The 24,334-nt window shown below is 41.5% G+C and carries 23 protein-coding genes, 4 tRNA genes and 3 pseudogenes; 12 read left to right on the top strand and 18 right to left on the bottom strand.

Annotated features, from left to right (window positions below):
- Positions 1–6 precede the first annotated feature (6 nt).
- From trpC to FTU91_RS04455, 3 genes are read right to left on the bottom strand one after another with little or no spacing between them, the layout of a single operon-like run.
- Positions 7–813, bottom strand: coding sequence for an indole-3-glycerol phosphate synthase TrpC (gene trpC / locus FTU91_RS04445; protein WP_180081147.1), 807 nt, complete (start codon positions 811–813; stop codon positions 7–9).
- A gap of 18 nt (positions 814–831) precedes the next feature.
- On the bottom strand, positions 832–1,878 hold the full coding sequence (gene trpD, locus FTU91_RS04450) for an anthranilate phosphoribosyltransferase (RefSeq protein ID WP_180081149.1): 1,047 nt from the start codon (positions 1,876–1,878) through the stop codon (positions 832–834).
- A gap of 17 nt (positions 1,879–1,895) precedes the next feature.
- Positions 1,896–2,480: an aminodeoxychorismate/anthranilate synthase component II gene (locus FTU91_RS04455; RefSeq protein WP_218944725.1), complete on the bottom strand. Its 585-nt coding sequence runs from the start codon at positions 2,478–2,480 to the stop codon at positions 1,896–1,898.
- Between the two features lie 965 nt (positions 2,481–3,445).
- Between FTU91_RS04455 and glnA the strand changes: the two genes are divergently transcribed.
- From glnA to ubiA, 4 genes are all read left to right on the top strand, one after another.
- Entirely contained in the window at positions 3,446–4,861 is a 1,416-nt protein-coding gene (gene glnA, locus FTU91_RS04460; RefSeq protein WP_171263131.1) for a type I glutamate--ammonia ligase, read from the top strand.
- 92 nt (positions 4,862–4,953) lie between these two features.
- The gene (locus FTU91_RS04465) at positions 4,954–5,229 is read left to right on the top strand and encodes a hypothetical protein (RefSeq protein WP_180042703.1); all 276 of its coding nucleotides are present in this window, start codon (positions 4,954–4,956) and stop codon (positions 5,227–5,229) included.
- A gap of 103 nt (positions 5,230–5,332) precedes the next feature.
- Positions 5,333–5,833 (top strand): chorismate lyase, encoded by a 501-nt coding sequence (locus tag FTU91_RS04470; protein WP_086194986.1) that lies wholly within the window; start codon positions 5,333–5,335, stop codon positions 5,831–5,833.
- A gap of 17 nt (positions 5,834–5,850) precedes the next feature.
- Positions 5,851–6,729, top strand: a complete 879-nt coding sequence (gene ubiA, locus FTU91_RS04475) for a 4-hydroxybenzoate octaprenyltransferase (RefSeq protein WP_180042702.1) — start codon at positions 5,851–5,853, stop codon at positions 6,727–6,729.
- A gap of 80 nt (positions 6,730–6,809) precedes the next feature.
- On the opposite strand, the gene FTU91_RS04480 is transcribed toward ubiA, so the two are convergent.
- Positions 6,810–7,694 (bottom strand): LysR family transcriptional regulator, encoded by an 885-nt coding sequence (locus FTU91_RS04480; protein WP_180042701.1) that lies wholly within the window; start codon positions 7,692–7,694, stop codon positions 6,810–6,812.
- Between the two features lie 188 nt (positions 7,695–7,882).
- On the opposite strand from FTU91_RS04480, the gene FTU91_RS04485 reads away from it, so the two are divergent.
- Complete coding sequence (locus tag FTU91_RS04485) at positions 7,883–9,625, top strand: FAD-dependent monooxygenase (RefSeq protein WP_180042700.1); 1,743 nt, start codon at positions 7,883–7,885, stop codon at positions 9,623–9,625.
- Between the two features lie 141 nt (positions 9,626–9,766).
- Positions 9,767–10,012, top strand: coding sequence for a hypothetical protein (locus FTU91_RS04490; RefSeq protein ID WP_086194990.1), 246 nt, complete (start codon positions 9,767–9,769; stop codon positions 10,010–10,012).
- Between the two features lie 58 nt (positions 10,013–10,070).
- Here FTU91_RS04490 and FTU91_RS04495 read toward each other — a convergent pair whose 3' ends face one another.
- The 7 genes from FTU91_RS04495 to FTU91_RS04525 all read right to left on the bottom strand — a co-directional run bounded on the left by FTU91_RS04495 (position 10,071) and on the right by FTU91_RS04525 (position 13,105).
- Positions 10,071–10,517, bottom strand: a complete 447-nt coding sequence (locus FTU91_RS04495; RefSeq protein WP_086195135.1) for a DUF2726 domain-containing protein — start codon at positions 10,515–10,517, stop codon at positions 10,071–10,073.
- A 54-nt stretch (positions 10,518–10,571) separates the two neighbouring features.
- Positions 10,572–10,647 (bottom strand) — tRNA-Asn (locus FTU91_RS04500).
- A 103-nt stretch (positions 10,648–10,750) separates the two neighbouring features.
- Positions 10,751–11,056, bottom strand: a complete 306-nt coding sequence (locus tag FTU91_RS04505; RefSeq protein ID WP_180042699.1) for a hypothetical protein — start codon at positions 11,054–11,056, stop codon at positions 10,751–10,753.
- A 198-nt stretch (positions 11,057–11,254) separates the two neighbouring features.
- A tRNA-Asn gene (locus FTU91_RS04510) sits at positions 11,255–11,330 on the bottom strand.
- 5 nt (positions 11,331–11,335) lie between these two features.
- Positions 11,336–11,411, bottom strand: a tRNA-Asn gene (locus FTU91_RS04515).
- A 158-nt stretch (positions 11,412–11,569) separates the two neighbouring features.
- Positions 11,570–12,196: a superoxide dismutase gene (locus FTU91_RS04520; protein WP_086195136.1), complete on the bottom strand. Its 627-nt coding sequence runs from the start codon at positions 12,194–12,196 to the stop codon at positions 11,570–11,572.
- 150 nt (positions 12,197–12,346) lie between these two features.
- The gene (locus FTU91_RS04525) at positions 12,347–13,105 is read right to left on the bottom strand and encodes a Nif3-like dinuclear metal center hexameric protein (RefSeq protein WP_180042698.1); all 759 of its coding nucleotides are present in this window, start codon (positions 13,103–13,105) and stop codon (positions 12,347–12,349) included.
- A 170-nt stretch (positions 13,106–13,275) separates the two neighbouring features.
- Between FTU91_RS04525 and FTU91_RS04530 the strand changes: the two genes are divergently transcribed.
- A complete protein-coding gene (locus FTU91_RS04530; RefSeq protein ID WP_180042741.1) occupies positions 13,276–14,457 on the top strand; it encodes a S1C family serine protease in 1,182 nt (393 codons plus the stop codon).
- A gap of 165 nt (positions 14,458–14,622) precedes the next feature.
- Here FTU91_RS04530 and FTU91_RS04535 read toward each other — a convergent pair.
- Positions 14,623–14,698, bottom strand: a tRNA-Asn gene (locus FTU91_RS04535).
- Between the two features lie 238 nt (positions 14,699–14,936).
- Between FTU91_RS04535 and FTU91_RS04540 the strand changes: the two genes are divergently transcribed.
- Positions 14,937–15,395 carry a hypothetical protein gene (locus tag FTU91_RS04540; protein WP_180042697.1) on the top strand — a complete coding sequence of 153 codons (459 nt, stop codon included), beginning with the start codon at positions 14,937–14,939 and terminating at the stop codon, positions 15,393–15,395.
- A gap of 96 nt (positions 15,396–15,491) precedes the next feature.
- Here the strand turns inward: FTU91_RS04540 and FTU91_RS04545 are convergent.
- A pseudogene (locus FTU91_RS04545) lies at positions 15,492–15,886 on the bottom strand (PaaI family thioesterase).
- A gap of 387 nt (positions 15,887–16,273) precedes the next feature.
- Here FTU91_RS04545 and FTU91_RS04550 point away from each other — a divergent pair.
- Positions 16,274–17,125: a DMT family transporter gene (locus FTU91_RS04550; RefSeq protein WP_180042696.1), complete on the top strand. Its 852-nt coding sequence runs from the start codon at positions 16,274–16,276 to the stop codon at positions 17,123–17,125.
- A gap of 125 nt (positions 17,126–17,250) precedes the next feature.
- On the opposite strand, the gene FTU91_RS04555 is transcribed toward FTU91_RS04550, so the two are convergent.
- The 3 genes from FTU91_RS04555 to map all read right to left on the bottom strand — a co-directional run bounded on the left by FTU91_RS04555 (position 17,251) and on the right by map (position 20,195).
- A complete protein-coding gene (locus FTU91_RS04555; RefSeq protein WP_086194996.1) occupies positions 17,251–18,477 on the bottom strand; it encodes a pyridoxal phosphate-dependent aminotransferase in 1,227 nt (408 codons plus the stop codon).
- A gap of 308 nt (positions 18,478–18,785) precedes the next feature.
- Positions 18,786–19,205, bottom strand: coding sequence for a hypothetical protein (locus FTU91_RS04560; RefSeq protein WP_180081151.1), 420 nt, complete (start codon positions 19,203–19,205; stop codon positions 18,786–18,788).
- 162 nt (positions 19,206–19,367) lie between these two features.
- Positions 19,368–20,195, bottom strand: coding sequence for a type I methionyl aminopeptidase (gene map, locus FTU91_RS04565; RefSeq protein ID WP_180044554.1), 828 nt, complete (start codon positions 20,193–20,195; stop codon positions 19,368–19,370).
- A 207-nt stretch (positions 20,196–20,402) separates the two neighbouring features.
- On the opposite strand from map, the gene rpsB reads away from it, so the two are divergent.
- The 3 genes and pseudogenes from rpsB to FTU91_RS04580 all read left to right on the top strand — a co-directional run bounded on the left by rpsB (position 20,403) and on the right by FTU91_RS04580 (position 22,735).
- Entirely contained in the window at positions 20,403–21,155 is a 753-nt protein-coding gene (gene rpsB / locus FTU91_RS04570) for a 30S ribosomal protein S2 (RefSeq protein WP_086175302.1), read from the top strand.
- Positions 21,156–21,295: 140 nt separating this feature from the next.
- Positions 21,296–22,171, top strand: coding sequence for a translation elongation factor Ts (gene tsf / locus FTU91_RS04575; RefSeq protein ID WP_086194999.1), 876 nt, complete (start codon positions 21,296–21,298; stop codon positions 22,169–22,171).
- Between the two features lie 96 nt (positions 22,172–22,267).
- A pseudogene (locus tag FTU91_RS04580) lies at positions 22,268–22,735 on the top strand (DUF3465 domain-containing protein).
- 156 nt (positions 22,736–22,891) lie between these two features.
- Here FTU91_RS04580 and FTU91_RS16545 read toward each other — a convergent pair.
- A pseudogene (locus tag FTU91_RS16545) lies at positions 22,892–23,259 on the bottom strand (Mpo1-like protein).
- A 247-nt stretch (positions 23,260–23,506) separates the two neighbouring features.
- Entirely contained in the window at positions 23,507–24,115 is a 609-nt protein-coding gene (locus FTU91_RS04585) for a septal ring lytic transglycosylase RlpA family protein (RefSeq protein WP_200224315.1), read from the bottom strand.
- Positions 24,116–24,334 lie beyond the last annotated feature (219 nt).

A 24,334-nucleotide genomic window follows, 5' to 3' on the forward strand; every position in this document is an offset into this window, starting at 1 on the left:
TATTCATCAAACAGTTTCAGGCTGACCAAATAATGCCGTAAAGGCATGATCTGGACGAGGCTGTTTCATAAAACTTTCACCCACAAGGAAGGCATGAATATCATGTTCTTGCATCATGTGGACATCATCTGGTGTGGCAATGCCGCTTTCAGTCACCAATAAACGTGAGGGTTCGAGCAATTTTTTCAAACGCAGCGATGTATTTAAATCGACATCAAAGGTTTTTAAATTGCGGTTGTTTACACCCAGCAAGCAACGTTCTGAAAGTTTCAGTGCACGTTCCAGCTCATTTTCATCATGTACTTCAACCAGTACATCCAGATCATGTTCGAATGCGGTTTTAGACATTTCTTCCAGTTGCTGGTCAGACAGACATGCCACAATTAAAAGAATACAGTCTGCATGCAGGGCACGGGCTTCAATCACGCCATAAGGGTCAATCAGGAAATCCTTGCGTAATGCCGGCAGGGCACAGTGCGAACGGGCAATCTGGATATTTTCGTCGGCACCCTGAAAAAAGTCCACATCTGTCAGTACAGACAGGCAGGCTGCGCCAGCTTGCTCATACTGCTGGGCAATTTCAGCAGGATTAAAGTTCTCACGAATCACGCCTTTAGATGGAGATGCTTTTTTGATTTCTGCAATCACACCTGGGCGCTTGTGTTGTAAAGACTGTGCAAAACCACGCACAGGCGTTGCTGCTTGTGCCAGTTCTTCCACATCTTTATAGCTGCGTTGCTTAAGACGGACAGCAAATTCTTCCTGCTTACGGTCGACAATTTTGCCTAAAATTGTATTTGCGATATCTACCATGATCTTTGTCCTACCGTCTTAAGCTTCGTATTCTTTTAAAGTTTTGGTGAATTCAGACAAAATGCCCATTTTTTCTAAAGCTTGGCCGCCATAGATAATGTCATGTGCCAAAGCGACACCTTGCTTATAGCTATGGGTCAAGCCTGAAACGTAGATACCTGCACCGGCATTGAGTGCAATCATATTTGCCGCCTTTTCACCGATTGCAGATTTTTTCTTGCCTAAAGCATCTTTAATTAAAGCCAGGCTTTCAGCTGCACTGTCTACAGAAAGGCCGGTTAAAGTTTGCGATTCAATGTCGACTGCTTCAGGCTGAATTTCCCATTCCGTGATTTCACCATCTTTCAGTTCAGCCACATAAGTTGAAGAGGCAAGACTGATTTCATCTAAGCCATCTTTAGAATGCACTACCATGGCATGTTCTGCGCCCAGCTGTTTCAATACTTCAGCCATTGGGAGACAAAGTTCAGTGGAAAATACGCCAATCACAAAGCGTTTCACACCGGCCGGATTGGTGAGCGGGCCAAGCAGGTTGAAAATACTGCGAAAGCCGAGTTCTTTACGCGGACCAGCAGCATATTTCATCGCTTTATGGTGATTCGGTGCAAACAGGAAGCCAACCCCCATTTCACGGATGCAGCGTTCAGTTTGTTGCATGTTCAGGTCAAGATTAATTCCTGCCTGTTCAAGCAAATCAGAAGAACCTGATTTGGATGACACACCACGGCCACCATGTTTGGCAATGGTGGCACCAGCAGCTGCAATGACAAAGCTTGATGCAGTCGATACGTTAAACAGGTTTTGGCCGTCACCCCCTGTACCCACAATATCAACTAAATGTGGAAGATCGCTGACATCAATTTTAATTGCAAATTCACGCATGACACGTGCAGCGGCAGTAATTTCATCAATACTTTCGCCTTTTAAGCGCAGTCCCATCATCAAGGCACCAATCTGGGCATCAGTGGCCTGACCATTCATGATGGTACGCATCACGTCTTCCATTTGCGGTTGAGTGAGTTCGATATTTTTAGTGATGTTATTTAAAGCTTGTTGAATATTCATAATCTTTGTAGCGCTCATTATGCGTAAATTTCTAAAAAGTTTTTAAAGATCTGATGACCGTGCTCACTCAGAATGGATTCAGGATGGAACTGCACGCCTTCGACCGGCAATGTCTTATGTTTCACACCCATGATCTCTTCCATAGAGCCATCTTCTTCATTGGTCCAGCAGGTCACTTCCAGGCATTCTGGCAATGTCGCCTGATCAATCACCAGTGAGTGATAGCGCGTTGCAGAAAATGGGGAAGGGAGATTACTGAAAATCCCTTTATTGCTGTGATACATGTCCGATAAACGGCCATGCATGACTTTTTTAGCCCGAATCACATTTCCACCAAAAGCTTGTCCAATACTTTGATGTCCCAGGCATACGCCCAATAGGGGGATTTTACCGGCAAAGTGCTGGATTGCTGGAATGGAAATACCAGCTTCGGAAGGAGAACAAGGGCCAGGACCAATGACGATATACTTCGGTTGCCATCGCTCGATATCTTCCAATGTCACGGCATCATTACGGACTACTTTTACTTCCTGATTTAACTCGCCAAAATACTGCACGATGTTGTAGGTAAAAGAGTCATAGTTGTCGATCATTAAAAGCATGAGCTAACCTATTGAAATTTGCGCACATATATGTGCTCGAATAGTCCAAGAATACTCGCATGATTCAGATTTTCACTGCCTGGTCCAACTGAAACTAAAGGCAGTAAAACGGCTAAAAAAATGGAGTGCGAATCATCATAGCAAAAAATAAACATTTTCGGCTGAACTATTTCCATGATAATGATTTTATAGAAATCACTACATGAGAATAAGCTGATTTATTTGCATTTTATGTTGAAGAAAATTCATCGAAGATGAGGTTAATCATCTTATGTTATTTTGAAAATACGCTACAAGTACTACCTCCATTTAAAAGCTTAATATAAGATACTTAGTTTGTATTAGTAATAAACTATTTTTAAGTAAGTATGGCGCTAGTTAAATTAATGTGATTGAAGTTTGGCTTCATAAAGGTTCATAAAACTGTTGCAATCAGATTGGCAGCTTGTCACCAAAATGGCGCAGAGTATTTCACGCTTTCGACTGTTTGAAATATCTGCAATTTAAGGGCCAAAAATAAAAAACATATCTATAATAATAAGATAGCTTGTATTTATGCTTTAGGTGAGTTTTAGCTTGAAATAGAAAATGCTGAAAATATTCAATAATGAAATCATTAACATGACAGAAAATAAATTATTAAGAATTTATTTTAAGCAGAACTGATGGATATTCAGGCAAATCGCAAGAAAAATAGGACTCTTATAAAAGGGAAAAATAAATATGCACCAATTTGATACACTAAAAGCTACTTTTCAAGTAAATGTGATTATGAGTGTTTGAATATGGTGCATTTAGATTTACACACAGTATAATAGCAACAAAGCAAAAGGCTCAAATCTTCTATTCTGATAAAGAATTCAATATTTTAGCTTTGCTTTTTAAAAGTTGGTACGAGAATTGCTTTATAGACACCAACTACTAACACGCACTTAGCAGGTGCAACAAAAAATCATCGGAGCAAAATGAGCATGGCGAACAAGGTCCTTCAACTCATCCAAGAAAGTGGCGCAAAATGGGTCGATTTTCGCTTTACTGATACTAAGGGTAAAGAGCAGCACGTAACTTACCCTGCAGATACAATCGACGAAGATACTTTTGAAGACGGTAAAATGTTTGACGGTTCTTCAATTGCTGGTTGGAAAGGCATTGAAGCATCTGACATGATCTTGCGTCCAGACGCTGAAACATGTTTCCTTGACCCGTTCTTCGCTGAAGCTACAGTTGTGGTAACTTGTGACGTAATCGAGCCATCTACTGGTCAAGGTTATGAACGTGACCCACGCTCTATCGCTCGCCGTGCAGAAGAATACTTAAAATCAACAGGTATCGGTGATACTGCATTCTTCGGTCCAGAACCAGAATTCTTCGTTTTTGACGAAGTAAAATGGGACATCGACATGTCTGGCGCACGCCACACATTGATCGCTGAAGAAGCTGCTTGGTCTACTGGTAAAGATTACGAAGCTGGTAACTCTGGTCACCGTCCACGTGTTAAAGGCGGTTATTTCCCAGTTCCTCCTGTAGATTCTTCACAAGATATGCGTGCTGATATGTGTGCCCGTATTGAAGACATCATGGGTCCAGGTCGTGTAGAAGTACATCACCATGAAGTTGCATCTTGCCAGTTAGAAATTGGTGTGAGCTTCAATACTATGGTGCGTAAAGCTGACGAAGTTCAACAGTTTAAATATGCAGTTTGGAACGTTGCACACCAATATGCTAAAACTGCGACTTTCATGCCTAAACCAATGGTAGGTGACAACGGTTCTGGTATGCACGTGCATATGTCAATCTCTAAAGATGGCAAGAACCTGTTTGCTGGTGACGAATATGCAGGCCTTTCTGAAATGGCATTGTACTTCATCGGCGGTGTGATCAAGCATGCTCGTTCATTGAATGCAATCACTAACCCATCTACTAACTCGTACAAACGTTTAGTTCCGCATTTTGAAGCGCCAATCATGCTTGCTTACTCAGCACGTAACCGTTCTGCTTCTATCCGTATTCCTTACGTTTCTAGCCCTAAAGGCAAACGTATTGAAGCACGTTTCCCAGATCCAATGATGAACCCGTACTTAGGTTTCGCTGCATTGTTGATGGCTGGTCTTGACGGTATTCAAAACAAGATTCACCCAGGTGAAGCTGCTGACAAGAACTTGTATGATCTTCCTCCTGAAGAAGAAGCTAAAATCCCTACAGTGGCTCACAGCCTGGATATGGCGCTTGAAGCTCTTGCAGCGGATCATGATTACCTGCTTAAAGGTGGCGTGTTCACTAAAGAAATGCTTGAAGCCTATATCGAACTTAAAACTGAAGAAGTACGTCGTCTGAACACGACTACTCACCCAGTTGAATTTGATATGTATTACAGCCTGTAATTCATATTCGAATTTAGGTTCAAGAAAAACCCGCGCTTGTCGCGGGTTTTTTTTGTATGATCTATTCAATTACTTGAAGTATGTACACGACTATGGCGCAGCGTAAAAAGCACATCGGTTTCTTTCCTTGGATTGATCCAAAGGATCATGAAAAAGGATTTAAACTGAACTTTTCAGAAGTGACTTATATTGAGGTTGGGCGAACAGTGGAAGGCTATAAGCAAGCTGAGTTCGTTGCTCTGAAAAATCCTGAACTGGCTCTGGATTATGCTTATCCTAAAAGTTTTTATTTAACTGCCGAAGGCATGATTTTAATTAAAACTCCGCAGGGAAAATTTGAAGTCATCGCCAAAACAGACAACAGTTAAACCAAAATTTCATTTTAAATTAAATGATAACAAGTAAGCTCCAGTCTTCTGAATATCATTTAAACTATGTATAAATTTTCATATTTTTAAGAGCTTTATGGTTATGCGTGAACCGCTTGCATACGCAAATCAAAATTCAACTATTTTACCTGCATTAAAATCGTGGTTATATGCTTCAGGTTCACTGACACAACAATTAACCGATTTTGCGGGTGGGGTATTCAAGGTCCAGCCTATTGAAGAGCACTATCAGCGGCTTCTACGTGCCGATGCACAATGGATGAATATGCCGCATCAGCATACATCTTGGGTACGTGAAAGCTATTTATATGGTTGTGATGCAGAGCCGTGGGTCAAAGCGAAAAGCATTTTTCCAATCCTAAGCTTGCAGCGTCGGGCACGCCTTTTTAAGCATATTGGTAAAAAACCTATAGGATGGTTTTTATTTCAACGCACAAACCCTATATGTCAGCGTCGTGTCATTCTGCTGGAAGATGGCTGGACACGGCAAAGTTGCTATACTTGGCATGGTTGTAAATTTATTGTGCAGGAAACTTTTTTACCTGCATTTGAGCAATTTATTCAACAAAAAATTAAACAGTAATCTGGTTAAGGATGGTCATGGCAACTGCGCATCAAATTACCTGGCGTGAACGCCTGGAAGCTTATTATTATCTCTGTCGTTTTGATAAGCCGATTGGTACGGAACTGGTGTTTTGGCCAACCATGTGGGCGTTATGGATTGCCAATCAGGGTATGCCATCCATCAGCATTTTGATTCCCATGATTTTGGGCACGATTTTTATGCGTGCGGCAGGCTGTGCCATTAATGATTTTGCTGACCGGAAAGTAGATGCATATGTGGAACGGACTAAAACCCGTCCACTGGCGACCGGAATTATCAGTGCTCAAGAAGCAATATATGTATTTTTAGCTCTGGTTGCTGCTAGTGCCTGTATGTTGTTCTTTTTGCCGATTGAAACCTTTTACTGGTCATTTGGGGCGTTGTTTCTGGCATTTATCTATCCGTTTATGAAACGCTATACCCACTTGCCACAAGTCTTTCTTGGCGCGGCATTTTCATGGTCCATTCCAATGGCCTATACCGCAGTTGGACAGATACCGGATTTAACCTGCTGGCTTCTGTACTTTGGTAATCTGGCCTGGACAGTGGCTTATGATACTCAATATGCCATTACTGACCGTGAATATGATTTGAAGATCGGGGTAAAATCCACAGCGATTTTATTTGGCAAATATGACATTGAAATTATTTCTTTATTGCAAGTCATCAGCCTTATATTGATTGGCAGTGCTCTGTATTTGGAAAGTCTGTTGATGCCATTTGGTTTAATCGCATTGCTATGCGTTGCTGCAGATTTTATCTACCAATGGAGCAAAACCCATGACCGTGATCCGCAGCGCTGTTTTTGGGCATTCCGTCATAATCGCTGGGTAGGTGTTATGATTTTTGCCGGAATTTTTCTCGCTTTGTTTTAATGATTATTTGAAGTAAAAATCGTCATAAAAAATTATCCGTATGGATACTTTTTATTATGGGTTAAATGTAGGCTGCGACATCAGTTCAACTGACTTTGTATCTTTAGTTCCTGAGTAATGAACTGTAATGCGGCATTTTTTGAATTTTTTCTAAAACTGGCATACAGCTGCAAGGTTGGAAGTTCAAAATCGGTCGCAATCACTTGCACATGATCGCCGAGAAATTTTAGCAGGTATTCCGGAACGAAACTAAAGCCCAAGCCCATATTGATCATGTTGATATGTTGCAGAACATTGGTCACCCAGTGCATCTGATGATGTGGTAGATGTTTGAGCTGTAATTGTTTATTGATCTTTTCATAGAAAACCGGTGAGGCGCTTTGTTCACACATGATGATGTTCTGTTTGCTCAAGTATTCACGGTTAATCTGATGTTTAGAAGGATGAAGTTTCTTTGCTGCCACGACATAGATTTTTTCAGTCAGCAAGCACAGGTTCTCATAATCATCATGCTGCACAGCATAACGGGTAAAGGTCAGGTCGAGTTCAGCATTCTTGAGGCGCTGAATTTGTTCAAGGCAGGTCAGACTTTGCACATGGATCTGTAGATCCGGAATTTGCTGTTTGAGTTTATCCAGAATTAAGGGCATGACCTTCAGTTCTGCCACATTTAAAAAGCCGATATAAATCTGGTTGTTTTTGTTATAAGCCACCTGTCGTGCAGCGGATATGGCCAGCTGGGCATTTTCCAGCGCATTCTGTGCATAAGGTAAAAAGGCTTCACCTTCATCGGTCAGACGGATTTTTTTAGCAGAGCGGTCAAACAGTAACACGCCGATTTCTTCTTCCAGGTCTTTAATCTGCTGGCTTAATGAAGGTTGTGCAGTAAACATTTTTTCAGCAGCCTTGGTAAAACTGCCTTGCTGAACCACGCTGACAAAATATCTTAAATGACGTAATTCCATAATTCACCACACCTATAAACCCGATTGCACAGTCTCTTTCTGAGCTGATGCCGCAAATCAGATTATGAAATGTGGCAGACCTAAAAACTATGCAACCATAGTTTAAGTCTATGGGTGTTCTGCAAAATAACGTGGTTGCATACACTGAGATCAGACAGCTGAAGGGTGACATTGAAAAGGAGTAGCTGATGTCTGAGCAATTTGATACGGATGTGCTGGTGGTGGGAACAGGTCCTGCGGGATCAACCTTGGGACTGGCACTGGCCAATTATGGTATTAAAGTCCAGCTTTTTACCCAGTTTAGCTGGCTAGCCAACAGTCCACGTGCACATATTACCAATCAGCGGGCCATGGAAGTGTTGCGTGATCTCGGCGTAGAAGAACAGGTCAAGCAGATTGCCACGCCCTGGGAACAGATGGGGGAAAGCCTGATTACCACCAGTCTGGTCGGGGAAGAAATTGCCCGTTTAAGTGCCTGGGGTACTGGTGATGAACGACATGGTGATTATGTCAAGGGCAGTCCCTGTCCATTGGTGGATCTGATCCAGCCGAAAATGGAAGCATTGTTAGCAAAGAATGCCGCCGAACGTGGTGCGATTTATAACTTTAATACAGAATATCTGTCTCATACTCAGGATGAACACGGTGTGACGGCAACCTTTCTAAACCGGATTACCAATACCGAGTTTAGCTTACGTGCCAAATATCTGGTGGGTATGGATGGTGCACGCTCTAAAATTGTCGAGCAGTTAAATCTGCCGCTTGAAGGCGTCATGGCGCGTGCCGGTACTGTGTATGTGACATTTAAGGCGGATTTAAGCCAATATGTGCAGCATCGTCCAGCAATCCTGCAATGGATTGTTAACCCCGAAGCCAGTTTTGGTGATTTGGGTATGGGGCTACTGCGCGCTATTACCCCATGGAATGAGTGGATTATGGGTTGGGGCTTTGATATTTCCAAAGGTGAGCCGCAGGTGACTGAGGAGCAGGTTCGTGCTCGCCTGAATGCCTTTGTTGGGACTGAAGTTGAAGAAGTAGAAATTCAAAAACTGTCGTATTGGTATGTAAATCAGACTTGGGTGACAGAGTATTCCAAAGGTCGTGTGTTCTGTGGTGGTGATGCAGTACACCGTCATCCACCATCCAGTGGTTTAGGCTCGAATACCTGCATGCAGGATGCCTTTAACCTCGGCTGGAAACTGGCCTATGCGGTGAAAGGCTGGGCCAAAGAAAGCTTGTTGGATTCTTATACTCGTGAGCGTGCACCTGTAGGCAAGCAGATAGTCGCCCGTGCTAATCAATCCCGCTTCGATTATAAGCATCTCAAAGAAGTCTTTGGTTTTGATCATGGTGTAACAACACAGGTAGAAATGTTGCAGCGAATTTTCGCTGAAGATGACGCGGGTGCCGAGATTCGTCAAAAATTATTCCAGGCGCTCGAGATTAAGCATTTCGAATTTAATGCCCAAGGGGTAGAGCTGAATCAGCGTTATGATTCAAATGCTGTGATTGCCGAGGCGACAGCGGAAACCTTTATGCAAGATTCGCAGCTTTACTTGCAGGCAACGACACGCCCGGGGGCAAAAGTGCCGCATACCTGGCTGATTAATGCCAAAGGACAGAAGCAATCGACCTTAGATATCGTAGGACAGGGCCGCTTTACCTTGTTGACCGGGCTGTCTGGTACAGGCTGGAAAAATGCGGTGCATGCTATGAATTTACCTTATCTGGATGTGATTCAGATTGGTTCCCGCGAATACCGCGATGTTTACGGAACCTGGAACCAGAAATCTGAAATCCATGAAGCGGGTGCGGTACTGGTACGTCCGGATGGTTATGTGGCTTGGCGAATGCAAGACAAGCCTGAAGCAGACTTTGATTATCTTAAAACCTTGCAAGAGGTATTGCAGCAAATTCAGCTTGCTGTCTGACTGTAGAGATAAAAAGCCGGTTTCGACCGGCTTTTTTGATGCGAGTTTACAAAGCAGGTGAATGATCTGTTGAGACAGCACAGGGTTTTGTTATATTGGACAGGCAAATTTAGTGTGTATATAGATTGACAGGTATTGATTATGTCGCAGTCAGGCGCGAAGCCCAATCCCAAGAAGATGATTATTCTGATGAGTCTTGGTTTACTTATCCCGATTTTTCTGGTCTCTATGGCCTATCTGGCAGTCAGTAGCGACGAGAAAAACCAGCAAAAATATCAACAGCAGCAGGCTGAAATGCTGGAACGGATCAAAGCCCGTGAAGCAGCTGAACAGGCTGCTTCTAAGCCCACTGTAGAGCTATCTGAACAGCAAGCCAGAAATAATTGAGATCGATACTGAATTCAGCCACCGCATCATACGGTGGCTTTTTTATGTCGAAATGGAGTTAATTTAAAATGTCTTTTTTTAAGTTGTGGGTACTTGGAATATCGGTATAGCGATAGACCTGATAGCCTGCTTCGTTCAGCATGGCATCACGCTCGGCATCTTCCTGTTCCTTACCTATATGGCTGGGATCATCCAGTTCAATAATCGCGACCACTTCGAGCTTTTGATTCAGTAAAACGAAGTCGGTGACTTTACGGTTAAACTTGTTACGGATCTTAAAGTTGTCATTGGTGATTAATGCGCTAAAAGCAACTTGAGCCAAAATATGATGTTGTGGAAAGGCTTCTTTCAGCCGGATAAACATTTTACTTTCAAAAGGCGTGATCACACGTTTAGGGAAAAATTTCTGCTGTGGTTTGAACAGTTGCTGAAAAACAAGGGTCAGCAAGGCAAGAGTGGCAATGCAACCAATAATAAAAAAAGTGGCTTGGCTTGAGTCGAACACAATAAAATCTTGATATAAGAAAAAACCCACTCTGTTGAGTGGGTTTTTAGAATTTGGCTCTCCAACCTGGGCTCGAACCAGGGACCTGCGGATTAACAGTCCGTCGCTCTACCGACTGAGCTATTGGAGAATCTGGTACGCATTCTATGTATCTCGGCTTACAGGGTCAAGAGTTTAGTGTTAAAAAAGCCATGAAAATGAATTGAATGTTTTAAAAATAAACTTATTGCTGGTTATTTAAGTGATTTTATTAGGTCTATATAGTTTTCTTTGCTTTGTAATGGGTGGGCTTGACGGCATTCGTCCAGCAATTTCATCACTTCAGCTTGGGTAAGCTCAGGTTTGAGTTGCTGCTGAATGTGTTTTAAAACCTCCGGGTTCTTTTTGACTAAATTACGGGTGCAATGAAACAGGCGTTCATACATGAGCGCGGAAGCCTGCTTTTTATTTTCAGAATTTTGACTACATTGAAACACGGCGAACATCACAACAATCAAAATAATCCAGAAAATGAGAGATTTTAACCAGGTGGCATTCATAGCAGTTTATTAGAATATTGTTATTAGAATGAAAATAACCAAATTTTAATCAGCGAACAAGAGATAGGAGAATGATCTACAATTTTAATAAAAAGTGATGACTCAAAAGTAGAGATCGTAAAAGTGCAGATTGCAGGAAATGTAAATCTGCTGAATAAAAAAAAGCCCACTTCGCAATGAGTGGGCTTTTTAGAATTTTGGCTCTTCCACCTGGGCTCGAACCAGGGACCTGCGGATTAACAGTCCGTCGCTCTACCGACTGAGCTATGGAAGAATAGATGGCTCTCCAACCTGGGCTCGAACCAGGGACCTGCGGATTAACAGTCCGTCGCTCTACCGACTGAGCTATTGGAGAATCTGATGCGCATTTTAGGGATGAAAACTAAAGTCGTCAACAAGATAATGTAAAGAAATGAATTATTTGCTTTATTAATATGCGTTTGGGTTCTGAAAATAAAAAAATCACCCATAAAGGGTGATTTTTTAAGCAAAAAATAAAAAATATTTTATTTCTTATTTTTCAACGCCAGCAGCTTGACCAGCATATTTAGCATTTGCGTAATCCCAGTTTACCAAGCTTTCCAGGAAAGTTTTGATATAAGCAGGACGTGCATTGCGGAAGTCGATGTAGTAAGCGTGTTCCCAAACGTCAATAGTCAACACAGCAACTTTACCATGAGCAAGTGGAGTGTCGGCATTTGAAGTTTTAAGGATAGAAAGGTTGCCATTTACTTCATCCGCAACCAACCAAGCCCAGCCTGAACCGAATTGAGTGGTTGCAGCAGCAGCGAATTCTTCAGCAAATTTTTCATAAGAACCGAAAGCTTCATCAATTTTAGCCGCTAAAGCACCAGTCGCTTTACCACCACCATTTTTAGCCATACAGTTCCAGTAGAATGTATGGTTCCAAACTTGAGCCGCGTTGTTGAACACGCCAACTTTAGCAGCATCACCAGCAGATGCTTTAATGATTTCTTCTAAAGTTTTACCTTCAAGGTCTGTGCCTTTGATCAGGTTATTCAAGTTTACAACGTAAGTGTTGTGGTGTTTGTCGTGATGGTATTCTAAAGTTTCTTTGCTGATGTGCGGAGCAAGATCTTCATAACCGTATGGAAGTGCCGGTAAAGTAATCGTTGTCATGTCTTCAATTCCTTGCATTTTGCTGGGTTTTAACATTAAGTCGCTTTATTGTAATAGATTCTTGAGGAAAATTGCGCATTGCTTATAAATAACAATACAGAATAAAGCCTCAATTTATACGTATAAAGAAAATGTTAAACCGTCATTAAATTAAATCGGATTGTTTAATTCAAAGTAACTATACTCAATATCGAACTGTTCTGAAATAGCTTTTGCCAGACGTTGTACTCCATAACGTTCGGTGGCATGATGCCCGCAGGCATAGTAGTGCACATTCAGTTCTTTGGCTTCGTAAAAAGTCCGTTCACTGACCTCGCCGGAAATGTAGGCATCACAGTTTTGCTCCGCAGCTTTGCCAATAAAATCTTGCGCGCCACCAGTACAATAAGCCACTTTCTGAATGCTGGTTTTTTCCGCGGGAAGATGGATGGCGTTAAAATTTAAACGTTCAGACACATACTGTTTAAAGTCTTCAGCAGACATGGCGTTTTTTAAATAACCAATATTGCCAATCGGGTTGCGTTCAGCTGGATCTAAAGCTTCAATATTTTCTAATGCTAACATCTCGGTAATCGCGGCATTATTACCTAAAGTAGGGTGACTATCTAAAGGTAAGTGATAGCCGACCAGTGAGATATCATGCTGAATCAGGCTTTTAATACGTTTACCGCGCATACCTGTAATCGGGTAGGGTTCACCTTTCCAGAAATAACCATGATGCACCAGCAGTAAGTCGGCACCTTGTTCAATTGCAGCTTCAATCGCATCCTGAGATGCCGTAACAGCACACAAAATTCTGCTAATCTCCGGTTTGCCTTCTATTTGCAAGCCATTTGGTGCATAGTCTTTAAATTCGTGTGATTTCAGGGTTTGATCACACCACTGAATAATCTCGCTGAGCTTTGCCATAAATTTCTCAAAAGCCTTAATATTGAATATCATCAAAACATATTTTGAATTGTAACTAAAGCAGCACAAAACTCTGAATTATTTTTAAGTTTCCTGCTGTATTTCATTTTACAATGGCCGATAAATTACTTAGTCATCAACGAATTAAAATATTGTTAGAGGAAATTACCGTGCGCCGCACCTTTTCATGGTTACCTTGGGTTTTACTTGTTTTAGTCACTCTCGGTTTTCTTGTCTGGCAACATTCTCAGAAGCCGCAAGCCCCTGTTGCATCTGACGGTATAAAAATGCCAAGAGAAAAAGTCGAGCCTTTAGTTAATACCAACAGGGCGGGTGCAGTCGAATCTTACAGTAATGCCGTGAAGGTGGCGGCTCCTGCGGTGGTGAATATTTTCACAACCCAAAAAGTGAATAAAGCAGAGCACCCTTTGTTAAATGACCCTGCATTTCGCGAGTTTTTTGGTGATCAGGTCCCTGAACAGTTTGATCAGGAGCAAAATGAAAACAGTCTGGGGTCGGGTGTTATTGTACGTTCAGATGGCTATATCTTGACCAACAATCATGTAATTGCTCAGGCTGAACAAATTGTGGTGGGTCTGAATGATGGACGCCGTGCAGTCGCTAAAGTGATTGGCACAGACCCAGATTCTGATCTGGCGGTAATTAAGATTGAACTCGACAAGCTGCCGGTTTTGCCTTTTAAACTCAGCGGCAATGAAGTTGGGGATGTGGTGCTTGCCATTGGTAACCCATTCGGTGTGGGACAAACAGTCACTCAGGGGATTATTTCTGCCACCAACCGTTCAGATTTGGGCATTAATACTTATGAAGACTTCATTCAAACCGATGCGGCGATTAATCCGGGGAATTCGGGTGGAGCACTGATTGACGTGGCTGGTAATCTGATTGGTGTGAATACGGCTATTTTCTCGCAATCCGGTGGTTCACTGGGGATTGGTTTTGCCATTCCTGCGAAAGTGTGTCAGCAAATTCTAAATTCAATTCTGAAAGACGGTCGTGTAGTTCGCGGCTGGTTGGGCATTAGCCTCATGCCAGTACAACAGGACAATATTCTTGAACCTAAGCAAACTGGCGTAGTCGTTGCTGACGTACTTCCTCGTGGTCCTGCAGCCAAGGCAGGAATTAAAAAGGGTGATAAAATTATCCAGGTCAATGGTGAACCGATCACTTCTGCTTCCCACTTGATTAATTATGTAGCCTTGCAAGCACCGAATAGCACCATTAAAGTTGAAGTGGTGCGAGATGAGCAGCCATTAACCCTGAATGTGGTGGTGACTGAACGTAAAGCACAGAATAATAATTCACAATATATTCCTTTACCTCAACAATAAAAACAATCCTGCTATTGATCCACGTTGAGGTGAATGAGCAGAGAAAAAGCGCATTTCGATGCGCTTTTTTTATGGCCTAGCTTAGGGCTTATCTGATGACTAGATAACTATAGATTATTTAGGCAATAAAAAAGCCCGCTTTAATGCTGCGGGCTTTTTCGTATTTGGCTCTCCAACCTGGGCTCGAACCAGGGACCTGCGGATTAACAGTCCGTCGCTCTACCGACTGAGCTATTGGAGAATCTGCATGCGATTATAAGCAGATTTTACAGGGGGTCAAGCTAAAAGTGTCATGATTCCTTAATTTTTATGCCGTATGCTTTTTATTTAAACAACTCAATTAAAAATCCTAAAAAAACTTGCACAGCCAAAACTGGCTTGTTAGATTAAATACATAACAGAGCGTTTGAATGTAAGTTCAAACAGTGTGGATTTAAACCAACTTGCCAGCACTAAAATGGCTAAACAGGAGAAAGCGAATGCATACGCTGACGATTGCCGAAATTTTTTCAAATTTATCTTTTTATCAAGATAATTACCTTTCTATTATTCAAGACCCGCAGTGCTATCAGACCGCTGTTGAGGATGCTTATATCCAGGTCTGGCCTGTCGGAACTCAAGTCTTATATCTGGGTGACTTGTTGCAGCTTTGGTTTAGCGATAAATGGTTGATTAATTCACCTTGTCAATTGCTGCTGGATAGTTATTCGAATGGTCGCAAGCAGCCTTTGCAACGTGATCGTGATCTGTATTTGTATCAGCTGAATGGTAGCGCTTTATCTGGACGTAACAATTCTAAAGTATGGTCGGTGTCGGAACAGAAGAAACTCTCTATATCACTCGATAGCGTATTTAAATATTTATGTATCTATAAGGGAACTTCACGTCCGGAAGTGGCTTTATCTGCTCTAACAAAATCATTTAAATCGGCCGTTTAATCATGTACTCGCACAAGAGCTTAGTAAATGACTTAAGCTCTAAGTGCGGCATATTGTCTATTAACGAATAATCATACATGTTGCAGTGGCGTCGGCTTAAAGTTTGACTTCTTTATCTACAATTTTACCTTCAGTAATCTCCAGGTTTTATGGATATTGATGATGGTTCCTGTGGCAACCAGTTGTTGATCTTGAGGAGTAGGGTGGCACATTTTGATATTTAAATCGATGGTGCCATAACCCACACCTGCTTCCAGCATACTGTGAACGGCACAACCAGTAACGGAATCCAGTACGGTTGCTGCAAAACCGCCGTGTATGCCCCCTAAAGGGTTTAAATGACGGTTATCCGCTTTCACTTTGAAATGAATCGTGCCTTCCGAAACTTCATAAGGTTGCATGGAAACGGTTTCACTCATTGAGGGTGCTGGAATTCTGCCATTACACATGGCTTGTAAAAGTTGCAGTCCAGTCATTTCTTTGGGATTCATTGTTATTATTTCCTTATTGATTTATAAGTTACAAAAAGGAACTTGATGTTTGAATTAGCGGTGTTGATCAAAACCGTCAAGAAACATTCAGCAGGTTGTAGGGAAATAAAATTTATTGAATGAGCAAAAGAATAGAAAATTATTGAAGCATAAAACTAAGCCTACTATCTCTCGTGCTATAAAAATTTGCCAAAGGATAAGTTGAGAGTCACTTGCAGTGGTTTGTAAAGATTGAATGTTGATCATCAAGTGCGTGTGGATCATTGTTATGTATCTCCAGAATTTTGCTCATGTGTATTTTTTATAAATTGAATCAGCAAATCTCTATGGATTTAAAAAGCTAGATTGGCTATATCTAAAGCAGGTTGTTGATAGGGACGCTCAACCATGCTGTTTAAAATCATGATTGCCATGCTGGCTTTTGCTGCCAATTCGGTTTTATGCCGTTTGGCATTGGCAGGCCAGCAAATCGACCCGATGAGTTTCAGCTTGATTCGTGTCTGTAGTGGTGCTGTCGTTTTATTGGCGCTTTACCTGTTTTCTACACAAAAAGCCAAAATTGAGTGGAGTGTTAAAAACGGTTTTTTTCTGGCGCTGTATATAGTCGCTTTTTCACTGGCTTATTTACATATAGATGCCGGTGTCGGGGCATTGCTGTTATTTGGCACTGTTCAGCTCAGTATGGTCGGTTATGGTCTATGTCATGGTGAAAAAATCAATCTGCACCGTGGTGCCGGGTTGTGTATTGCGATTATCGGCATTTTCATTCTCTTGCTTCCGGGTGCAGATGCTCCAAATTTGGTTTATGCAGCCATTATGGTGCTTTCAGGAATAGGCTGGGCGATGTACAGCATTGCGGGCAAAAATATGCAAAACCCCTTGGCCAGTACATTAGCCAATTTTGTCATGGCGATTCCTTTTGTCTTGCTGGCTTACGCTGCGTTTTATGCACACAGCTTTACACAGCCTCAAGGTGTCCTTTTGGCAGTGCTGTCAGGCGGTTTGGCCTCAAGTGGTGCCTATGTGTTGTGGTATGTCATTGTGAAACAGATTGACCGTGTGACGGCCAGCAGTGTGCAGCTCTCTGTGCCGTGTTTGGCGATAATGGGTGGCGCGCTGTTTATTGGTGAGACTTTAAGTTGGCGGATGATCATGTCTGCCATCATTGTTTTAGCAGGAATTTCCTTGGTGATTAGAACTATGCCTGATCAGACGCATGCGCCAAGCACATTGAAATAATTAAAATATGTTTAAAGCAGAATTAATCTGGATATTTTTTAAGTTTAAAAAGATAAATCCTGAAATAGAAAAAAACCCACGAAATTCGCGGGTTTTTTTTTAAATCTTACTTTAGAAAAAGCAGATTATTTTTCAGCAGCAATTGAAGCAATCGCAGCGTCAACACCTTCGATTGAATCAGCAGCTTTCTTGATACGTGCAAGCGCATCTACCAGTACTTCGTCAGCAGTCGCATAAGAAATACGCATGTAACCGCCCAGACCGAATGCATCACCAGGAACAACGGCAACACCAGTTTCTTCCAATAACCATGCAGAGAATTCTGTGCAAGATTTTAAACCTTTCGCACGAATTAATGGACGAATGTTGGCATAGGCATAGAATGCACCATCAGCTGGAAGGCAAGTAATACCGTTGATGTCATTCAAGCCTTTTACAACTAAGTCATGACGGCGTTTGAAAGCTTCAACCATTGGCTCAAGAACGTCTTGAGGACCGTTCAATGCAGCTTCAGCAGCAACTTGTGAAATGGAAGTCGGGTTAGAAGTGGATTGAGACTGGATTTTTTTCATCGCACCAATCAGTTTAGCAGGGCCCGCTGCATAGCCAATACGCCAGCCAGTCATTGCATAAGCTTTAGATACACCGTTCAGTACAATTACGCGGTCGTAAAGGTCTGGAGCAATAGTGGCGATGTTGTAGAATTCGTCGTCCCAACGGATTGGTTCGTACATGTCATCAGAAGCCACGAGAACTTCTGGGTATTTGCGAAGTACTTCAGCCAAAGCTTCAAGTTCAGCTTTAGTGTAGATCATACCAGTCGGGTTAGATGGGCTGTTCAATACCACTAAACGGGTTTTGTCAGTGATAGCAGCTTCTAATTGAGCAGGTGTGATTTTGAAACGTTGTTCTTCACCACATTTCACTACAACAGGCACGCCTTCAGCAATGAGTACCATGTCTGGATAGCTTACCCAGTATGGCGCAGGGATGATCACTTCATCACCTTTATTTAACAAAGCAAGTGCCAAGTTAAAGAATGACTGTTTACCACCGCAAGAAACCAGAATCTGGTTTGCTGCATAGTCAAGATTATTATCACGTTTTAATTTCGCAATAATTGCTTTTTTAAGACCTGGAGTACCGTCAACAGCGGTGTATTTGGTGAAACCGTTGTTAATAGCTGCAATTGCTGCATCTTTGATGTGTTGTGGGGTGTCAAAATCTGGTTCACCTGCACCCAAACCAATTACGTTTTTACCAGCAGCTTTAAGTTCGGCAGCTTTGTTGGTAACAGCAAGTGTAGGGGACGGTTTGATGGCATTTACACGATCAGAGAGACGTACGTCCACGGCAGTATTCCTTCTTATAGGGATTAAAAAATAAAAAAGCACACTATCTTAGCTTAAATTGCGCCAAAAAGGGGAGGTCGAATATAGCAATATTGGAAAAAAGTATTTAATCCGGTTGAATCAGCTGAGCATTAACAATTAATCATTAAATATTTAGTCTGAATAAAAGGCCTGAGAATGACTAAAAAATGGCGGTAAAAGTGATAATTAAATGTGAATGACTAAGTGAAAAAGAACACTACAATTAGATGGTGTACTATTTAATTGTAGTGTGTGGAGTGTTAGCAAGTTGTCACAAAAACTAAACATCAATAAGCATAATTCAGATCGGTATAATCATTTAAGGATTTTTGCAGATGGGTATTAATGAACTCATGTACATCAGCAGTGGTCATTGGTTGCCCCTGTTTGGTAATGACATGTTCAATCGGCTGCTGACCTTGAGCAGTAATGGTATAAACGAAATTACGCGTCACTTTATAACCTGTTTCTTCTTTTAGAATGCAAGTCACATACCGATAGCTATGCTCAAAGTTTAAATCGGTATGTGAAAATACAAACTGATCAAACAGTTTCATATTTTGACCATCAGCCAAAGCTTTGAGTTCATCCACAATGCTGGCACTAAATTTCATGCCGTAACGTTCAGAGATAGGCTTGTGATCAATCAGTAGTGAAACGGTGTCATCATCATTTTGGGTTATGGTGACATTGCTAAAATCGGACATGAAAAATCCCTGTGTTAAATTGAACTGTGCTGCAGTATGTGGAAAATAAAGTGAAAATCAATTGAGTGTGGTACAGATTTTTAGCAAAACGTTCAAATAAAGACCACTTTAAATAAAAATGGCTACAAAAACAGTAGCCATTTAAATTAATTTGAAATGAACTTATTGATTAAAGCGGGACAGGTCTTCTTCAGGACGGGCAGTCAATACTTCAACACCGGTTTTTGTCACTAAAAGGGTGTGTTCATATTGTGCGGACAAGCTATGATCTTTGGTCACCACCGTCCATTTGTCACCTAAGATTTTGGTTTTCCAGTCGCCAGCGTTTACCATCGGTTCAATGGTAAAGGTCATGCCTTCTTCAAGCACCATACCGGTATTGGGTTGACCATAATGCAAAACTTGCGGTTCGTCGTGGAATACGGTGCCAATACCATGACCACAATATTCACGTACGACGCCAAAGCGTTCTGATTCAACATATTTCTGGATGGCATTGCCAATATCACCAATGGTAGAACCTGGTTTTACCGTCGCAATACCGAGGTACATGGCTTCTTGAGCCACTTTGCATAAACGATCGGCAAGAATTGAAGTTTCACTGCCGACGATATACATCATATTGGTGTCGCCGTGATAGCCGTCTTTAATGACAGTGACATCAATATTCAGAATATCGCCTTTTTTCAGGATTTTGCTTGCAGATGGAATGCCGTGACACACTACGTGGTTGACGGAAGTACAAATGACATGCTGGAATGCCGGGCGGCCGGGTGCTGCACCATAACCAAGACAGGCAGGAATGGCATCCTGTTTATTGACGATATAATCGTGGCAGATGGTATCCAGTTCGAGTGTAGAGACACCCGGTTTGATATGCGGTTTGATCATATCCAAAACTTCTGCCGCCAGTCGACCCGCCACACGCATTTTTTCAATTTCTTCAGGGGTTTTAATGAGTCGACGAGGAGCTTCGTAAGTACTGTTCATGATCTTTAAAAACTTTTGGAAATTTGTGTGTGACTATGGTATAAATAGCCGCCCATTTTATCAAATGCTTTTTCGTGAATAAATTTCACGGGCTTTGTGCGATGGGGCAATAAAATCCGCACATATATCGACACATTTCTCTGGGTGCTCGCAAGAGTGGAGAATGCGGATATATGGAGGCCTAACCCAAACTTTAAGGTAAAGAAAATGGCAGATTACAACGTAAGCATGCGCGACCTTCTTCAAGCAGGCGCTCACTTCGGTCACCAAACTCGTTTCTGGAACCCAAAGATGCGCGAATACATCTTTGGTGCGCGTAACAAAATTCACATCATCAACCTTGAGCACACTGTTCCTGCGTTAAATGATGCTTTGAACTTTGTTAACAATCTTGCAAGCAAAAAGAACAAAGTATTGTTTGTTGGTACTAAACGTGCTGCTTCTAACATCATTCGTGAACAAGCTCAACGCGCTGGTCAACCATACGTAGACCACCGCTGGTTAGGTGGTATGTTGACGAACTGGAAAACACTTCGCCAATCTATCAACCGTTTAAAAGATCTTCAAACTCAATCTACTGACGGTACTTTTGCTAAACTTACTAAACGTGAAGCTTTAGAACGTACTCGTGAAATGGAAAAACTTGAACGTGCTTTAGGCGGCGTTAAAAACATGGGTGGTTTACCTGACGCATTATTCGTAATTGACGTTGACCACGAATCAATCGCGATTAAAGAAGCTAAAAACTTGGGTATTCCTGTAATCGGTATCGTTGATACAAACTCTAACCCAGACAACGTAGATTACGTTATTCCTGGTAACGACGATGCGATCCGTGCGGTTACACTTTACGCTTCTGCTATGGCTGATGCTATCCTTGCTGGTAAAGAGTACGCTCAATCACAAGCAAATGCTCAAGCTAAAGGCGAAGAAGCTGCTAAAGAAGCTCCAGAGGCTTAATGCGTTTTGACGCAGAATTGTCATTTTTGCGACATGTAACCGTGGCAAATTAAGCGTCAAGAAAGCGAAACGGTCCAGAGAACACTTTGGGCCGTTTTTGTTGAACAGATTCATTTTTCTACCGTATTTAGGAGAATAACATGACTGCAGTTACTGCGAGCATGGTAAAAGAATTGCGTGACCGTACTGGTTTAGCAATGATGGAATGTAAAAAAGCATTAACAGAAGCGAACGGTGACATCGAATTAGCGATTGATAACCTTCGTAAATCTGGTCAAGCAAAAGCAGCTAAAAAAGCTGGCAACATTGCTGCTGATGGTGCAATCACTATCGTTCAAGAAGGCAATAAAGCTATTCTTGTAGAAGTAAACTGCCAAACTGACTTCGTTGCTAAAGACGAAAACTTTGCTGGTTTCTCGACTAAAGTTGCTGCTGCTGCGCTTGCTGCAAATGAAACTGATGCTGCTAAAATTGCTGAATTGAAACTTGAAGATGGTTCAACTGTTGAAGAAGCGCGTATTGCTCTTGTTCAAAAAATCGGTGAAAACATCCAAGTACGTCGTGCGAAAATTGTGGAAGGCGAAAACCTTGCAGTTTACAAACACGGTTTAAAAATTGGTGTTGTTGTATCTTACAACGGTGATGCTGCTACTGGTAAAGGTATTGCGATGCACGTTGCTGCGTTCAACCCAGTTGCTGTAACTGCGGAAGGCGTATCTGCTGATCTTATCGCTAAAGAAAAAGAAATTGCTGAAGCGAAAGCATTGGAATCAGGTAAACCTGCAAACATCGTTGAAAAAATGGTAACTGGTTCAGTTGAAAAATACTTGAACGAAGTTGTTCTTGAGCGTCAAATGTACGTAATCGACAACGACAAGAAAGTTGCTGATGTTCTTAAATCAACTGCGACTACAGTTGCTCAATTCGTTCGCTTTGAAGTGGGTGAAGGTATTGAGAAAAAAGCTGAACTTTCTTTCGCTGAAGAAGTTGCTGCTGCTCAAGCTGCTGCAAAATAATCTCTGATTATTTGCAAAAAAAAGCCCCGTTTGGGGCTTTTTTTATGCAGAGTTTAGAATTATGAGAGAGCAATAAAGATGGTGAACAAAGCCTAGATGGGCATCGATGCCATTATTCTTGTTTTAGTTGCTGTCTATTTTGGTATTGATTTACAACAACGGCAAAATCCTTTAAATCAATTGCTCCGCAATTCAAAAGCACATACTGAAATTTTATCGAAATCACAATTTCAGAAAGCCTCTCTAGATTCGAAAGCATCAAATTTTCAAATTCCAAATGATGATGCAAAAATTCAACAGGTCTTTCAAACACAAAAAAACAATATACAGCTCCAGTCAAGCGGAACAGTCAAAGTGGTTTTAGGGGATGATAACAACGGCTCACGTCAGCAAAAGTTTATTCTACAATTGCAGAATGGCCTAACCGTGTTAGTGGCTCATAATATTGATTTAAATCCCCGCATTGATGGATTGCAAAAGGGAGATACGGTCGGGTTCTATGAAGAATAGGAGTACTCTGAAAAAGGTGGGTTAATTTACTGGATTACTCACGCTCCACAATAATGATATGCGGAAGGATGGTTGAAATAAAAAGGGAGAACCTATCAATAAAGGTCCTTTAGAAGGCTAAAACGATAAGTGCTTTTAAATTGCGTTGTTTTGCGATTTTTGGCGGGTTTAAAATTTTGGTGGTAGTTCGATTATGTAGGCATTCATGCATCATATGCGGCCAATCAGGAGGAATTCGAGATATTTAAACAAGGAAGACTTTTTTCTCTCGACTTTATGGCTATAAAATTGCCCGATTCAGGCTAAAATGAAAAGCGCAATATAAAATCCTGTTCCTATAGGCAAAATAAAAATCAGCCACGCCATGATTAGAATGAGAGCAGCCATTGCGACAGCAAGGACTAAGTTTATTCGTGTAAAAAGACCAAGCTTAAGATCAAAATTAAGGCGGTGATTAACGCACTGAAATGAGCAAGAGCAATGATCGAAAATAAAATAGCGAGCACATAAGCTCAGTGAAGGACTTTGTTAATTTTGTTCTGATGGTTTTCTCTATATTCATTCAACCATTCTGTTATAGCTTTCCTCGTTTACTCCGGCTTTTTGTTGATGAACATCCATCAATCCATGCTTTATTCTTGTAAAGATAAAATATAAACCAGACAGCAGTCCTCACATGAGCGGCTTAGTAATATTTGTTTGTAAAGGATGGGTGATGTTGGGGTGTTGTGAACAAGATTGAGGAGATGGGTACTTTTGGTCAGGCATTAAAAAAGCCACAAGAAGTGGCTTTTGTGTCAAATGTATCAGGAGTCTGGCAAGCTCTTATGAATTTGGACCATCCACACGTTCGATGTTTACTTTTGCACTACCTGCATTAGTAATACCAAGTTGTTTTGCAGCACCATAAGATAAGTCTAGAACACGGTTACCATGGAATGGACCACGGTCGTTCACTTTTACCACTACGCTCTTACCATTGTTTTTATTGGTTACGCGAATATAGCAGTTCAATGGCAGGCTACGGTGAGCTGCAGTTAAACCATTCATATCGAAAGTTTCACCACTTGCAGTTTTACGGCCATGGAACTGACGACCGTACCAAGAAGCTGCACCAGTTTGGCTAAATTTACGTACTGTATTCGATGCAACAGTATTTAGCTTTTCAATCACTGAAGGCTCGTCTGTAGGGATTTCAATTTTTGCTGCAATCGTTTGGCGACGAATTTTATCACCAGAACGTTCAGCGATTGAAAGACTATTTAAATTTGAAAAGTGAGAATTAAAATTTTGAGCATCTTTATTTAATACACGCGTGGCCAAGCGGGAGTTGTCACTATCGGTATTAAATGATGACTGCACCAATTCTGCTTGAGACTGACTCAGGGCAAAGGTGGTGGTTAAGGCTAAAATATACTTTATCGAGGAATGCATTATTAAACTCCTAAAGACTGCTCTTTTATCTCAATTAAGCGATTGAAATAAAAGCGATCAAGTCTGTTAATTCTCTTTTGCAACTACATTTGACGAGATGGATAATATTCATGCCAAGCTAAAGCTGTCTACTTTTTAATTAAAATAATTACAAAAAGTACAGAAAATCATCATTTTTAGATTAAAATTTAATCAATATTGTAACATAATATTTAAAAC

This window comes from Acinetobacter sp. YH12201 (assembly GCF_013418145.1).
Classification (GTDB): domain Bacteria; phylum Pseudomonadota; class Gammaproteobacteria; order Pseudomonadales; family Moraxellaceae; genus Acinetobacter.

Coding starts and splice junctions, on each gene's coding strand:
- FTU91_RS04550 (WP_180042696.1), top strand. CDS start 16,274: ATGCTGTTTAAAATCATGATTGCCATGCTGGCTTTTGCTGCCAATTCG.
- FTU91_RS04505 (WP_180042699.1), bottom strand. CDS start 11,056: ATGAATGCCACCTGGTTAAAATCTCTCATTTTCTGGATTATTTTGATT.
- map (WP_180044554.1), bottom strand. CDS start 20,195: ATGAACAGTACTTACGAAGCTCCTCGTCGACTCATTAAAACCCCTGAA.
- FTU91_RS04525 (WP_180042698.1), bottom strand. CDS start 13,105: ATGGCAAAGCTCAGCGAGATTATTCAGTGGTGTGATCAAACCCTGAAA.
- trpC (WP_180081147.1), bottom strand. CDS start 813: ATGGTAGATATCGCAAATACAATTTTAGGCAAAATTGTCGACCGTAAG.
- FTU91_RS04465 (WP_180042703.1), top strand. CDS start 4,954: ATGGCGCAGCGTAAAAAGCACATCGGTTTCTTTCCTTGGATTGATCCA.
- FTU91_RS04560 (WP_180081151.1), bottom strand. CDS start 19,205: ATGTCCGATTTTAGCAATGTCACCATAACCCAAAATGATGATGACACC.
- rpsB (WP_086175302.1), top strand. CDS start 20,403: ATGGCAGATTACAACGTAAGCATGCGCGACCTTCTTCAAGCAGGCGCT.
- FTU91_RS04585 (WP_200224315.1), bottom strand. CDS start 24,115: ATGCATTCCTCGATAAAGTATATTTTAGCCTTAACCACCACCTTTGCC.
- tsf (WP_086194999.1), top strand. CDS start 21,296: ATGACTGCAGTTACTGCGAGCATGGTAAAAGAATTGCGTGACCGTACT.
- FTU91_RS04455 (WP_218944725.1), bottom strand. CDS start 2,480: ATGCTTTTAATGATCGACAACTATGACTCTTTTACCTACAACATCGTG.
- glnA (WP_171263131.1), top strand. CDS start 3,446: ATGAGCATGGCGAACAAGGTCCTTCAACTCATCCAAGAAAGTGGCGCA.
- trpD (WP_180081149.1), bottom strand. CDS start 1,878: ATGAATATTCAACAAGCTTTAAATAACATCACTAAAAATATCGAACTC.
- FTU91_RS04540 (WP_180042697.1), top strand. CDS start 14,937: ATGCATACGCTGACGATTGCCGAAATTTTTTCAAATTTATCTTTTTAT.
- FTU91_RS04470 (WP_086194986.1), top strand. CDS start 5,333: ATGCGTGAACCGCTTGCATACGCAAATCAAAATTCAACTATTTTACCT.
- FTU91_RS04485 (WP_180042700.1), top strand. CDS start 7,883: ATGTCTGAGCAATTTGATACGGATGTGCTGGTGGTGGGAACAGGTCCT.
- FTU91_RS04490 (WP_086194990.1), top strand. CDS start 9,767: ATGTCGCAGTCAGGCGCGAAGCCCAATCCCAAGAAGATGATTATTCTG.
- FTU91_RS04520 (WP_086195136.1), bottom strand. CDS start 12,196: ATGACAACGATTACTTTACCGGCACTTCCATACGGTTATGAAGATCTT.
- FTU91_RS04480 (WP_180042701.1), bottom strand. CDS start 7,694: ATGGAATTACGTCATTTAAGATATTTTGTCAGCGTGGTTCAGCAAGGC.
- ubiA (WP_180042702.1), top strand. CDS start 5,851: ATGGCAACTGCGCATCAAATTACCTGGCGTGAACGCCTGGAAGCTTAT.